We start from the raw sequence: 13,511 nt of genomic DNA, 5'->3' as shown, positions 1-13,511 counted from the left end.
ATTTAGAAACACGCCCTTCACCGTAATGAAGAACGTGTATAACCGGGTCGTGATTACCGGACGTCCATTCAAATTAGCCGTTCGCAAACACTTTTCTGGTGCGATTCATCGTTGCAAGTTCCACTTTCTGTTTGGAGTGCATACTTTCAATGGCTGCGAATCCGATTTCGTTCACTGCTTTGAAATCATCGTGCGAACAATGTGGTACAGGCCCACCGTCCAAATAATCAGCAATTTGATTATAAGCAACGGTGAATACACTTTGTCCTTCCGGTAAGCCAAGAGTATCCAAATCGATCGCAGTCCCATCATTCATTACCACTGCCGGATCTAAATACATGCCTACGCGCATCCGACCTTTAGTACCGTGTACATCACAGTAAATTTGATCGTACGTGCCTCTGTCTCCCACTTGAATGCCGGTCACACCATTTTCAAATTCAATAATCATGCCATCATAAGTAGGCTCAGACTCGTAACCATCTTCTCCCGCTTCGCTGACTTGTCCAGTTGCGTAAACGGATTTCGGATTGTATCCGGCAAATTGGCAAATGAGATCTGTTGTATGAATAGCAAACGATAATACGGTTCCACCACTATATCCGACAACCTTCGTCACATCGCCGATCAAGCCTCCCTTGACCAGTTCCTGCAATCTGAGAATACGCGGAGTCCAGTGTCTGGAGTAGGAGACAATGATATTTGTGCCATGACTCTCAGCAATAGCTATAAGCTCATCCATTTCGGCCAAAGAGCAAGTAGGAGGCTTTTCCAAAAATACAGCTTTCGGCTTGGCTGCCAATACTTCCTTCATCACCCGATAATGAAGTGGTCCTCTCACGCAAACGGCCACTATATCGAGGTCTTCCTTCAGCATTTCCGTACTACTCGCGAAATAGTTGATGTCCGGAAACACCCCTCCCCATAACTCGCGAAATTTGTCCTGAGCCTCTATCGAAGGATCGCACACTGCTGCCAGCTTGACGCGATCGCTAAATCGAATCCCGCCCACATGGCAATACGGCTCCTTATCCTCTGGTGATCCATAAAATGCAGCTATATGTCCTATACCAATAACGCCTACTTTGTACATCCGTAGCCTCTCTCCTCTATCTACATAAGTCGTCGTTCCGTTACGATGGTTCTTAGTTCTTTTTGAAAGTAAGGATCTGTGTCGAGTTAGGCTCTAGTACCACTGTCGGACAGTCAAGTAACGCAAGCTCTCCCATCGGTTTCGATCGATCATCAGTATGCTCAGCAAACACTTTAACCTGAGCGGCAAATTTCGTTGGATTGAATAAGGAGACATGGAGCTCCGACTCATTATTTTCAACGACTTCCGCATCGATATGGTCGATTGCACAAACCAAACCTGTATCTGTCTGAATATAAACGCCCGGCACTTCAATGTAGGTCAACATCATGGAAACCTCACACCAGCATGAACCGCCTGCCACTTCGCCGATGTTCTCTTTTCCTTCCCAGTCGCTCGTGTTGACACGCTCTCCCATCCAGCCTGGAGGAGAAAATTTGTCAGACTTACTGCCGCCCCAAGTAATGCGAAGCGGACGATCTTCACGTGAAAGATACTGCGGCAAGTTATGAGCAATTTCACGGATTAGCTCCAAGTAGAATGGATTGCCAGTTGCGCGGTAAAGCTTGAATAGTGAATCTCCGGAAAACGTGCAAATTCCCGGCGCCGCATGTTTGTTTTGCACACTGGCCCAAACAGCTCCCGTTGCCCGTAAATCAAAATCACGGAATTCGGCTCCTTCGCGATATTCAAAATCGTACGAGACGCTCCAAGTCGAACATAGCTTTGCTGCTTCTTCCGCCATTTTCAGCCACTTGGTCGCTCCCGTCGCTTCATACATAACGACATAGGATTCGAGCAACGCAAAAGCCGATTCACTATCCGGACACTGGCAAATTTCCCCGGGGGCTCCGGTCGATACACCTTGTCTGATGAATTGGTTGTAGTAATGGGCGGCAGACTGCTCCGCGACTGTCAAATATTCGGCCCGGTCGAAGTACACCCCTGCCAATGCCAATCCAGCGGAGGCAATACCTGCGCTCGCACTACCACCGATGACGATTTGTTCCTTGTCCACATCGATGAACTGCCCGAACTGCCCATTGCAAATCCATAAGCGTACAAAGGCATCGCATGCTTTTAACAGTCCTTCTCTCCAGCTAGCCGGAATCTCTTCCTGCATTTTGTCCAGCAACATGAACTGTTTAACTAGGAAATAGATGGCATCCGCATTTTTCCGAAGAAGGACGATATTCGTTTCATCGTGTGCTCTGAATGCGTCCCCGCGAAGCCTTCCTTTGCAATACATGCCGTAAAAGAAGCCAGATGGAGCCTGTATCGTGTTAAACATAAAGTCAATCGTCTTGCGAGCTCGCTCTTTGGAAAGTTCTGATCCGATCATAAGCTGAGGTAATGTGCTAATACCTCCACCTACCCAGCCCGTTTGCCATTCCCCGAAAGTCGGATCCGGCGATGTCGAGGACCGATAAAAACCATAATCTTCCAGCCAATTATCCTGGTTATATTTCTTTTCGATGATATTCCACGCCTCGGAGAAAGGAATCTCATGGCGCAGGCTTGTGCTGCCGGTCAAGTCTTTCCGAATCGTTGTAAAATAATCGAATAGAGCTGGAATGTCGGGACAATCAAAGAAATACATTCTAAATGTCATAGTTACTTCATCATTCTCGCGAAAATCGGCTCCACGGTCATCCGACTTTTCCTTTGTACTGCACATGCTGTACTTGATACTTCTAACAGACGGAGCCGAAAGCGATAGGATCGCTTTTGTCCTGTCCTCATTTTCCTCCATCGTAATTCCCGAATCGCCGAGTGATGTTACTTGCGTCGTTAACACGAAGAAACCTTTCTTCTGCTCCCGCTTGAAGAAACCGACGGCAGGGGTCGATAAATCCCCTGTTCTCAGTTCCATCTTGGATACGCCTTCATTTTGATTCAATCGCGGTACATCAGTAATTGTTGTCGGAATGTGTAACCCGATTTCATCTTCCTTGCTCAGCATCGGCGGGTATTCCTGTTCACTCACCTTAAACCGATTCCCGTTATATGCCGCTGCCGGCATCAGGACGTAGTTTTCCTTCGACCACTGTTCCATCTCCATATGGACCGAAATACTTGCTTCGTTTACTGAACCTTCAAGAACCTTGAATGTAGCGCTAACATCGATCGCGTTCTCATTCGCTTCCACTTCTGCAAACGAACAACTTATTTGCCACAGCGATTGTTCCAACCTAATCTGCTGCTTGCTGCCTAACTCATTACAATCGGTCTTCACCGATTGAACCGGAACAACACCGTCAAACTTCGTCAGAGAGAATGCTAGTTTACAATCGTTTTGTCCAAGTCTTAGGTTCAAGTCGCCGATCATTCTACACCGCCATTTCGATTAATTTCCAATGTCATGATTTCATTAGGCTTTAGCTGCAGCGTAACCATACCGTGTCCGCGACTATCCAGACTAATAGGCCCTAGCTGTTCAACGACTGCCACATCTCCTCCGGCAAAGCCCACATATTTCAGAGGCAGCTCAAGCGTGATGCTACTAGCCTCTTCCAATGGGTTAAACACTACAAGAAGGGCAGGTACACTTGCCTCCAACGACACGTGCATGACCGCATCCGGTTCAAATCCAGTAGGTCTCGCCAAGTGAACGATTTCGCCCGCTAAAGTGCTGCGATAGCGTTTATAAAACTGAATCCACTTATCAAAAACCTTTTTCGTATTTTCACCGATATATAATTTTTTGCCGTACAGAACCCCACTGTGCCCGTAACCGAACATACCGCCCACCGCATGGTCGTACGTAGCTGTATTTTCCTCTGAAGGCTCTATGCTATGGCCATGATAGGTTTCGAGATTACAAGACGTCCATGTCGAGCATGACGGGTCTTTATAGCGGGAATCGAACATAAACGCTCTAGTTTGAGTCACTAGACGCATGCCGCCCATCGTGAACTGATCTTCTTCTCGGTAACCGCCAGGACGCTGGTGCATGCCAAGGAACATCGCTTGCATTTCCTGCGGAGCCGTCAATATTTTGCCACGCTTGGTGACTTCCTTGAAAAATTTCTTCTCCCACATCCAGTTCATAAATTCAACGCTTTCCGGCGTATCATGCTTGTGATCATCCGCTAGGCACGGTAGACCGTGATAAGGTCCATCGAGAGCCAGTCCATCAAAGCCGCAATAATCGAGTAAGTGAAGCAGCTTCTCCTCAATATAATCACCCCAAGGTGACTGGTAGCACATATTCCCAAGCCCTCCTGGGCTGTATCGGATGCCATCCGGGCCTAAATACTGCCAATCGGGATGGTCTTCGCAAACTTGAGTCCCATGCCAAGCAATAGTCGTGGATGAGTAAGGAATAACCGTTAAGCCCTTCTCATGGTAGTAGTCGATCAGCCGCTTTATATCCTCTTCACCGTTCGGAAATAGATCGGCACGCGGGATGTAATCACCCGTATTCGTGAACAGTTGGCCTAGAAAAAGTTCTACTGATTCAATGCCGTCAGCTACGGACTGATCCGCAATTTGCATAAGTTCATCGTAGGTAGAGCATTTATCAACGACCCGCCTGATCTGCGTTTCTGTAATCCACGGAGCGATCTTCTTATACAGTCGGTGCAGGATAATGGACGCTTCGTCCCGATTGCCGGAAGTAACGGCCTCATAGCACTTGAACGTCTCGAAGCTTTGGCCCGGCTGCAGCATCATTCCGATTGGCTTCGGAAACTCAAGGCGCGTAAACCCCATATAAAAATCTTCTTCTTTCATAATATTCCAATAATAGTCGCTAAAGACAGACAACTCGACCTTGCCTTCAAAAAGTCTCACCATATCGACAGTTACGTTGTCCACGGTTACTGGTGACCCAGAAATGTTGTTTACTTTAACTGTTTTCGTTAACAACGGCAGATCATCCGCAATCTCAAATTCGATGACGAGTTCCACGGGGAAATCTGCCTCGCGTCCTCTACAATACAAGCGCAGCACATCGCCAAAGCTTCCTCTGTCCTGTTCGACCTGCGTAACCGTAAAAGAACCTTGCCGCTCATGCCATTCCTTCAAGTGCGTCCACGGACCCGCTTCATAAGTGCGCCCATTAATGGTTACCGCTGCTTCAAAGGGAAGCGAACCTTCAAATGCGAAGACGGGATACCAGCCTTCCCCTCTCTTTTCGCCGTTTGGCCGGATGTGAAACACGGTTGTCGTTAAACCTTCCGAAATATCCATTTCACGCTTAATAAATGCATTCTGAATGACAATTTTTTTATCCTTGACTGTTATTCCCATTGTCTGTAATGCCTCCTAATTGTCTTAGCGCTTCTATTAATTTACATCAGATAGATAATACCCGTAGATTTTAACAGCTAAGTATTAATGTGTAAATATGGATTAGAATATACAAAAATCGTCAATAGAGTATTATTTAACAAGTCCATTTGGATCAATAACAAACTTCCGTGAAACCCCACGATCAAAATCCTCATATGCTTTTGGAGCATCATTTAAAGAAATTAGTGTGGCATTCACAGCTTTAGCAATTTGCGCACGTCCGCTCATGATCGCCATCATCAATTCTCTGTTGTATTTCAGTTATTCACGCTAACAACCTTCCCGATTGAATTCCAGCGTAACGATTTCATTGGGTTGAAGCGTCAGTGTAACGATGCCATGACCACGCGAATCCAGCTTCACCGCACCGATTTCCTGAACGTGGACGGTTTCTCCACCGGCAAACCCTGCATACTTCAGCGGTAATTCTAATGTAATACTTTTCTCACTATTCACTGGATTAAACACAACAAGAACCGCAGGAATTTCCGCTTCTGTCGATACATGCATCACCGCATCCGGTTCGAATCCGTTCGGTCGCGCCAAATGTACCATTTCACCGGCTAATGTTTTTCGATATTTCTTATAAAATGAAGTCCATTTTAGGAATATTTCCTTCGTATTTTCTCCGATATAGGTCTTCTTACCGTACAATGTACTACTATGCCCGTATCCGAACATACCCCCAAGCGCGTGATCGTAAGTAGCTGTGTTTTCCTCCGACGGCTCAATACTATGTCCGTGGTACAACTCCAGGTTACAGGATGTCCATGTTGCGCATGCCGGATCTTTATACCGTGCATTGTATACGAACGCCCGTGTTTGTGTAACAAGTCGCATGCCGCCCATTACATTTTGATCTTCCTCGCGGTAGCCGCCAGGCCGTTGACTTAAACCAAGAAACATCGATTGCATTTCTTGCGGGGCGGTGATCATTTTATTCCTGTCCACAACCTCTTTGAAAAAGCGCTTTTCCCACATCCAGTTCATAAATTCCACACTTTGTGGATTGGCATGATCGTGATCGGTTGCTAGACAAGGAAGTCCATGATAAGGCCCATCAATTGCAAGACCGTCAAACCCGATATGATCGAGAAGATGGAGCAGCTTCTCCCTGATATATGCGCCCCATGGAGACTGGTAGCACATATTGCCTAGCGCTTCCGGTGAATAGCGGAGGTCGTCAGGACCTAGATACTGCCATTCCGGGTGTGTCTTGCAAATCTCGCTAGAATGCCAAGCAATTGTGGTCGAGCAATATGGAAGAACCGTTAAATTTTTGCTGTGATAATAATCAACCAGCTTCTTCAGATCTTGTTCCCCATTTGGGAATAGATCCGGGCGAGGAATGTAGTCTCCGGTATTTGTAAACAGTTGCCCTACAAATAACTCCACCGATTCGAAGCCGTCTGCGGCTGATTCGTCGGCAAATGTCACGAGCTCCTCGTACGAATTGCATGTGGATACGACCCGCTTGATTTGTGGTGTTGTAATCCATGGCGCAATTTTTTTGTAAAGTCGGTGTAAGATGATGGAAGCCTCGTCTTTGTCACCTGCTGTAACCGCTTCATAACACTTGAATGTTTCAAACTGTTGTCCCGGTAATAGCTCCATATCAATCGGTTTCGGAAACTCAAGCCGAGAGAACGAAATGTAATAATCATCTTCCTTTTGAATGTTCCAGTAGTAGTCACTGAACACCGACAGCTCGGAGCCTTCAAACATTCTGACAATGTCAACGGTTACATTATCTATGGTAAGAGGAGCGGATGAAACATTGTACACGCGTACATTTTTCGTTAACATAGGAAGATCGTCGGCAATTTCATATTCGATAACGAGTTCGACCGGCGGCACTCCCTCGTGACGCCCTGCACAGGTCAAACGCAGCGTATCGCCGAAGGTGCCTCTGCCCTGCTCGACATTGGTAACAGAAAAATCCCCTTCCCTGTTCCACTTTCTCCAGTGTTTCCACGGTCCGGCCTCATATGTTTTACCGCCGATCGTCACTGCTGCTTCGTAAGGAAGGCTCGACTCAAATGAAAATATCGGGTACCAGAAATCCCCCCTCTGCTCGCCATTCGGACGAATATTATATGCGATCGTGGCCAATCCTGCGGAAATATCGATTTCTCGATAAATAAAATCATTCTGTATGATAATGGTTTGATTGTTAATAGATATGCTCACAATAAAATCCCCTCTCATAATTCATAAGTGAAAAGAGTGTATACCACTACCTCAACACAATGCGACCTTCAATTGAAGGCCGCATGATCTTATCCCATTGCTCCATCTCAAAATCTTACAGTTGATGGTTAACCCTTCGTAGCACCCAGCATGATACCCTTTACAAAGTACTTCTGTAGAAATGGATAAACAATAATCATCGGAAGAATTGAAAGGATGATAACTGTGGCCTGCAACTGTCTTCCAGAATAAGGGTTTTTATTTTCCAACTTCGCTAAAATATCAGTGAATTGAGTTGGGTTATTTTGGATAATAATTCTTCGTAGTACCAATTGCAGCATTTCTTTATTCGTGTCATTCGTATAGATCAAGGCGTCGAACCATGCATTCCAATGTCCAACGCCTACCCACAATGCGATCGTAGCAATAATTGGCATGGATAAGGGAAGAATGAGTTTAATGAAGATTGTCATATATCCAGCACCATCCACCATCGCCGATTCCTCCAAGCTTTCCGGCAACGATCTGAAGAAGTTACGCATAATCAATACATTGAATGTGCCGATCATACCGGGAATGACTAGTGCCCATATGGTGTTATACATCCCGAGCGACTTGATAAGCAAGTAGTTAGGAATTAACCCGCCTCCGATAATAAATTGGATCAACATGAATCGCGTAATCCATTTATTAAGCGGAAAATCTTTTTTCGACAATGGATATGCCGTAATAGCAGTTGCTAAGACACTAATGGCCACACCCAAGACAGTCCGAATAATCGTATTTTTATAACCGACCCATAACGCATCAAAATCAAATGCGAGCTTATAACTGTCAAACGTGATCGGATTCGGAAACAGCATAAATGAATTATAGGCGGCATTCCCGCCATCAAGCGAGATGACGAGTTGTGTCCAGAATGGATACAATGTGACAATCAAAATAATCGTCATGATTGTATACAGAAATATATCTGCTATTTTATTCCCGTTTACCATAATGTATTATCATTGCCTCCAATCTTTCTAGCTAGTGCATTCATCGACAGCATCAAGATTAGACCTATCGCTGATTTAAACAAACCTACCGCTGTCGCATATCCATAATCCATATCGACTAAACCTTTTCTGTATACATAGGTGTCGATAATGTCAGCAACTTCATACACTTGCGGACTGTACATATTGAAAATTTGGTCGAAACCGGCATCGAGAATACCTGACATCGATAACACGAGCATTATACTGATGATTGGAAATAACATCGGAATCGTAATGTAGATCATTCGCTTGAACCGGCTTGCGCCGTCAACAACGGCAGCTTCATGCAAAGTCGGATCGATGCCCGTAATTGCCGCAAAATAAATGATCGAGCTCCAGCCGAATCCAGCTAGAACTGACGTTGCGACAAGAATCGCGCGAAAATATTGATTATCAGCCATGAACAAAATGGGATCGACCCCAAAAAGTCCAAGTATCGCATTGACCGGCCCCTCCAAAGAAAGGATGCTCATGAAAATACCGCCCAAAATGATCCATGAAATAAAATGGGGCAGGTATGAAGCTGTCTGGACAATCTTTTTGAATTTCACATTGTTAATCTCACTTAACATGATCGCGAATAAAATCGGAATAGGGAAACCCCACAGCATACGGTACAAGCTGATGATTACCGTATTTTTAAGTACCTCATAAAATCCCGGATCTGAAAACGCTTTCTCAAAATGAGCGAAGCCTACCCATGGACTATCAAAGAAACCTTTCGTAATTTGAAAGTCTTTAAATGCAAGCACCAGCCCATAAATTGGAATGTAATTGAAAATAGTGACGTACAGCAAGGCCGGAATTATCATGATTATTAATGCCCGGTATTTTTTTACCGCATACAGTTTAGATCTGGTGTTCTTAGTCTTCAATTGTCCTTCCCAATTGGGCTGCGGGGTTATTGCTGTCGTTTTACTCATCGTGTTTCTCTCCTTCCATGTTCATTATGAATGCGCATTCATTTCATATAAAAAGTATAGCATGAGGGTAATTGGGCAGCATTATCAGTTATTTGACTTCTTTATTGTTTTTCTGTCGAATCAGACTTGCACCTTCATAGGCCACATTCTTCTCTATATTGGGTTGGCGTTTTCCCGTAATAGTTTTTGAACAACGAAGAAAAATAAGCAAAGTTTGGATACCCAACCTCTTTCCATTTGATTATACTCGCTGCTTATTTGCCCGAGATTTTCAATAAGTCCACTAATTACGATACTTACGTCTACGTTATGATTTTCCTTGAATAAATCAACCAAAAATGTCCCCATCAGCAGCATATCCGCTTCGGTTTCGTCCGGTTTGTCTTCATATAATAAAACGCTCTGTACCTCATTCAAACTTACGAAGTCAGCTATCCCACCGGTCATTCCCCTTAGTAAAGGTTCGATATCGAGCTGAGACGTATAAATAAAAGGTGTAAATCAAGGGGCTCTCGCTGAGCTCTTGATTTACACCTTTCTTAATGATTTTACTGGAAGCTATTATTGTTGTAATTTGGCATAGGCTTCTTGCGCTTCTACCATGACTTTATCTCCACCCAATTTATTCCATTCATCAACAAATTTGTCGAATTCGCTGACCGGCGTTTTGCCCGTAATCATATCAGTGAACGTTTTCAACATTAATTTTTCCAATCTTTCATGAAGTTCATTATAGATCGGTTTCGTTACGCCATGCAATATTTCGTATTTTCCTGCTCCCATGTTCATCAATTCATTGCGGAGCGGCAGCTTCGATTTGTCGGGTGCAGTAAGTGCCGCAAGTTCCATATTATAAGAGTCATTCCATGAGCCCGGAACGGAATAAGCGCCGGCAAAGCCGTATTTCCACCGTTCTTGTTCATTATCGTATGGCGGAATAAATTCGAATCCGCCATCAGCTGTCTTATTGAATGTTACACCTTCTTCACCGTACATCCTAGCGACTAAAGCTTCCGGATCGAAAGACGTATAATCGAATAACTGAAGATATTTAATGAATTTATCACGATCTTTCTCCAACTGCTTTCCAAACACACTGACCGCTCCGTACACCGGATTGCTTTGACTCATCCCATACTTGCCCTCAGGACCTTTGGGTCCTGGCGACAATACGAAACTAGCTTGCGGATTTTTCTTGTGAAGTGCTGCATAGACTTCGTTGCAGCAAAAGACGTCATCTTCAGTGAAGAAGTACCAGTACGAACCGACCGCTCCTGCCTTTTCGTTAACCATTTTATCTGTAACATTATTATCTTTATTTACAATAAATTCTGGATCGATAAGGCCGTTTTTATACCAGCGATTTAGAACCGTTAACGCTTCCTTGGCACCCGGCAAAATTTCACCACGGACGATTTGTCCATTATCCTCAGTGAATGCTCCCGGATATACGCCAAAAGCGCCGAACACATAGCTGAACAGACCGTTACCCGTACCGGTAACTCCATAAGTATCTTTTTTTCCATTTTGATCCGGGTCATCATTAACAAACTTTGTCAATGCCTCTTCCATTTCCTCGAGTGTTTCCGGAGTTTTTGTAATCCCCACATTTTTCAGCCAGTCTTCACGGTAGGCAAGCGCTTGATTATGCGGACCCAAATCCCAAAGTCCTGGAATACCGTAAACCTTGCCGTCTCTCCTCGTATTCATAAAAGGATCGTCCCCGGCTACTTTATGCAAGAAATCCCAAAAACGAGGTGCATAGGTTTTCAAGTCTTCGGGATTAATTTCAGCAACAACCCCTTGTTTGATCATCTTATCATATTCTTCAAAGCTACCCACTCCGAAATGATCGGGAATATCCCCGGAAGCAAGCATTAAATTCAACTTTTCTTTGGCGGCCTCAGAAGACGTTGCAATAAATTCTGCCTCGAAATCAAATTTGTTTTTAAGGAAGTTCATGAAATATCCGTCTACCTTAGTTTGCTCAGGGTAATAAGTAAAAAACTTTAGTTTCATTTTCTCTGTTTCTTTACCCGATTTTCCTTCGTTACTTTCTTGATCAGTGGACTGTCCGGTTTGACCCTTGTCCTTCGATCCTTCCGAATCTGAACCTTTGCCGCATCCGCTAATCAGAGTAATCATCAAAGCAATGAAAATGATTGCGGTTAAACCATATTTCTTTTTGTTCATATTAAACCCCTCTCCCTTATTGTTAAATATTCTATTTCAAGGTTAACGTGTTATGATCAACCCTTCATAGCACCTAGCATAATACCGCTTACAAAATACTTTTGCAAACGCATTCATTTTGTATAAAAAGTATAGCATGAGGGTAATTGGTCAGCATTATCAGTTATTTGATATTCATTTCGTTTTTTTGACCAATCAAATGGATGCCGTGTCCATTGCAGTCTGAGGGATCGTGATCATCATGGTTGTGCCTTCATTACCCTGCAGAGTGGAGTGACATCAATTTCTGAACCAACTTCCAATGATTCAACCTGTATATGCGCCACAGCATCCCATTGGCCAACAAAGAAATGATAATCAGCATAATACCAGCTTTGATCGAACACCCCATCTGCTGAGCGCAAGTAATCGCCATATTCCGAAACCGGACTTTCAGTATAGATTGTTAGCTTCTCGATCCCGTTATAGCTCGCCCGCATCAAACTGAAATACGGATCCAAATACTCTTTTAATGGAATGACAAATGTCGATAAATCGGGAGTTTCCCCCTTAGGAATCGATACGACATTTTGAATTGTGCGATTAACGACAATCAAGTTGATTAAATTATTGTACAAGTCCATTTTGTAAGCAATGCAATCCACAGGCGTGCTAATGTTTCTTTCAATGCCTTGCATCGCTTGATTTTTGAGCAATACCTTCGATTGACTGTACGAATAAATTCCAAGTACCATCATTGGAATAATAGTAACGATCAGATACGATAGAAACAGCTTTTGCTTAAATCTGAAACGCGCGAATAGCCAGCTCTTCTTGTTCTACTGTAACTCGTTCAAATTCACAAAGTCGGCTTTCCCGCTGGTCATTCCCACAAGCTCAGTTTCGATATCGAGATCTAGCATATCAAAAAAACGGCTCTCTGCATGAATCATCGCCATCCGCAAATAACGATACCCGCTAAAGTGGATGACTGTATCCGGAGACTCGCTATCCTCTTCCGCAATGATCCCCCTACCGTGAATAAGATCATAAAAAACTTTTGATTCTCGTAACGAATTCCTTTCCAATACAACTCTTCGATTCTTTCTTCATGTTTTCTTGCTTATCTTCATCACATATTTGAATTACATTCGAGACAACACGCATAAATTCTCCGATTTCCACCGGCTTTAGTATGTAATGAAGCGCTTTCAAATCGATCGCTTTCTGAGCATACTCGAACTCACCGTAAGCGCTCATAAATATTACTTTTGTATGCGGCGATAACTCCTTAACCTTCTGTGCAAGCTCCAGCCCGTTAAGTTCTCTCATTCGTATATCCGTAAGCAAAATATCGATATCGTTGTGATTGCGAATATACTCGAGCGCTGCTTCTCCACAATCTGCTTCAACTATTTCCAGCCCCCAGTTGAATTGATCTATCAAAAATTTGACCCCCTCCCTTTCGGAACGATCGTCATCGACAACTAGCATTTTATGCATGATATTCATCCTTTCTCTGCCGTATCAAATGATAGCAGATAGTAGCATACATTCGCGTCAACTGATAAAACTGCAGATGTTTCTCCATTGTCAGGCTTTGTATTTGACCCGTCTCCTGTAAAAACGCAAATGGCCAACGTCGCTTCCGTAACTACTGAGATGATTTCGGCAATCAGTAATGGATCTGTTGACCCTGCTACAGCTGTTCCTAAATTCCTCGAGCATTTGAAAACGGCTGGCGTAGATGACATCATCAAAGAAAAACAAGCTCAATATGATGCCTGGAGAAAGTAA

Annotated in this window: 11 protein-coding genes and 1 pseudogene; 1 reads left to right on the top strand and 11 read right to left on the bottom strand. The window is 44.0% G+C overall.

Annotated elements, in window-relative coordinates:
- Nucleotides 1–73 precede the first annotated feature (73 nt).
- The 11 genes and pseudogenes from AC0YN7_RS02320 to AC0YN7_RS02270 form a co-directional block, all read right to left on the bottom strand.
- On the bottom strand, nt 74–1,093 hold the full coding sequence (locus AC0YN7_RS02320; RefSeq protein ID WP_475808324.1) for a Gfo/Idh/MocA family protein: 1,020 nt from the start codon (nt 1,091–1,093) through the stop codon (nt 74–76).
- Nucleotides 1,094–1,145: 52 nt separating this feature from the next.
- Nucleotides 1,146–3,422, bottom strand: coding sequence for a hypothetical protein (locus AC0YN7_RS02315; protein ID WP_475808323.1), 2,277 nt, complete (start codon nt 3,420–3,422; stop codon nt 1,146–1,148).
- The gene (locus tag AC0YN7_RS02310; protein ID WP_475808322.1) at nt 3,419–5,347 is read right to left on the bottom strand and encodes an alpha-galactosidase; all 1,929 of its coding nucleotides are present in this window, start codon (nt 5,345–5,347) and stop codon (nt 3,419–3,421) included. The genes AC0YN7_RS02315 and AC0YN7_RS02310 overlap by 4 nt, the downstream gene beginning before the upstream one ends.
- A gap of 132 nt (nt 5,348–5,479) precedes the next feature.
- Nucleotides 5,480–5,650: pseudogene (locus tag AC0YN7_RS02305) on the bottom strand (formaldehyde dehydrogenase, glutathione-independent); the annotation flags it as partial.
- Between the two features lie 9 nt (nt 5,651–5,659).
- Entirely contained in the window at nt 5,660–7,579 is a 1,920-nt protein-coding gene (locus AC0YN7_RS02300) for an alpha-galactosidase (RefSeq protein ID WP_475808321.1), read from the bottom strand.
- 128 nt (nt 7,580–7,707) lie between these two features.
- Nucleotides 7,708–8,577: a carbohydrate ABC transporter permease gene (locus tag AC0YN7_RS02295; RefSeq protein ID WP_475808320.1), complete on the bottom strand. Its 870-nt coding sequence runs from the start codon at nt 8,575–8,577 to the stop codon at nt 7,708–7,710.
- The gene (locus AC0YN7_RS02290; protein WP_475808319.1) at nt 8,571–9,542 is read right to left on the bottom strand and encodes an ABC transporter permease; all 972 of its coding nucleotides are present in this window, start codon (nt 9,540–9,542) and stop codon (nt 8,571–8,573) included. Before AC0YN7_RS02290 ends, AC0YN7_RS02295 begins: the two co-directional genes overlap by 7 nt.
- Nucleotides 9,543–9,676: 134 nt before the next feature.
- The gene (locus AC0YN7_RS02285; RefSeq protein WP_475808486.1) at nt 9,677–9,784 is read right to left on the bottom strand and encodes an AraC family transcriptional regulator; all 108 of its coding nucleotides are present in this window, start codon (nt 9,782–9,784) and stop codon (nt 9,677–9,679) included.
- A gap of 319 nt (nt 9,785–10,103) precedes the next feature.
- A complete protein-coding gene (locus tag AC0YN7_RS02280; RefSeq protein WP_475808318.1) occupies nt 10,104–11,735 on the bottom strand; it encodes a type 2 periplasmic-binding domain-containing protein in 1,632 nt (543 codons plus the stop codon).
- 239 nt (nt 11,736–11,974) lie between these two features.
- The gene (locus AC0YN7_RS02275) at nt 11,975–12,430 is read right to left on the bottom strand and encodes a hypothetical protein (protein ID WP_475808317.1); all 456 of its coding nucleotides are present in this window, start codon (nt 12,428–12,430) and stop codon (nt 11,975–11,977) included.
- A 331-nt stretch (nt 12,431–12,761) separates the two neighbouring features.
- Nucleotides 12,762–13,217 carry a response regulator gene (locus tag AC0YN7_RS02270; RefSeq protein ID WP_475808316.1) on the bottom strand — a complete coding sequence of 152 codons (456 nt, stop codon included), beginning with the start codon at nt 13,215–13,217 and terminating at the stop codon, nt 12,762–12,764.
- Between the two features lie 87 nt (nt 13,218–13,304).
- On the opposite strand from AC0YN7_RS02270, the gene AC0YN7_RS02265 reads away from it, so the two are divergent.
- The gene (locus AC0YN7_RS02265; RefSeq protein WP_475808315.1) at nt 13,305–13,511 is read left to right on the top strand and encodes a DUF3502 domain-containing protein; all 207 of its coding nucleotides are present in this window, start codon (nt 13,305–13,307) and stop codon (nt 13,509–13,511) included.

The organism is Paenibacillus sp. J31R122 (genome assembly GCF_056269185.1).
Note: the sequence above shows the minus strand (reverse complement) of the source record. Positions and strands in the feature narration are given on the sequence as shown.

Excerpts from the sequence above, each read along its gene's own strand:
- AC0YN7_RS02320 (WP_475808324.1), bottom strand. The coding sequence starts at position 1,093 with ATGTACAAAGTAGGCGTTATTGGTATAGGACATATAGCTGCATTTTAT.
- AC0YN7_RS02315 (WP_475808323.1), bottom strand. The coding sequence starts at position 3,422 with ATGATCGGCGACTTGAACCTAAGACTTGGACAAAACGATTGTAAACTA.
- AC0YN7_RS02310 (WP_475808322.1), bottom strand. The coding sequence starts at position 5,347 with ATGGGAATAACAGTCAAGGATAAAAAAATTGTCATTCAGAATGCATTT.
- AC0YN7_RS02295 (WP_475808320.1), bottom strand. The coding sequence starts at position 8,577 with ATGGTAAACGGGAATAAAATAGCAGATATATTTCTGTATACAATCATG.
- AC0YN7_RS02290 (WP_475808319.1), bottom strand. The coding sequence starts at position 9,542 with ATGAGTAAAACGACAGCAATAACCCCGCAGCCCAATTGGGAAGGACAA.
- AC0YN7_RS02280 (WP_475808318.1), bottom strand. The coding sequence starts at position 11,735 with ATGAACAAAAAGAAATATGGTTTAACCGCAATCATTTTCATTGCTTTG.
- AC0YN7_RS02270 (WP_475808316.1), bottom strand. The coding sequence starts at position 13,217 with ATGCATAAAATGCTAGTTGTCGATGACGATCGTTCCGAAAGGGAGGGG.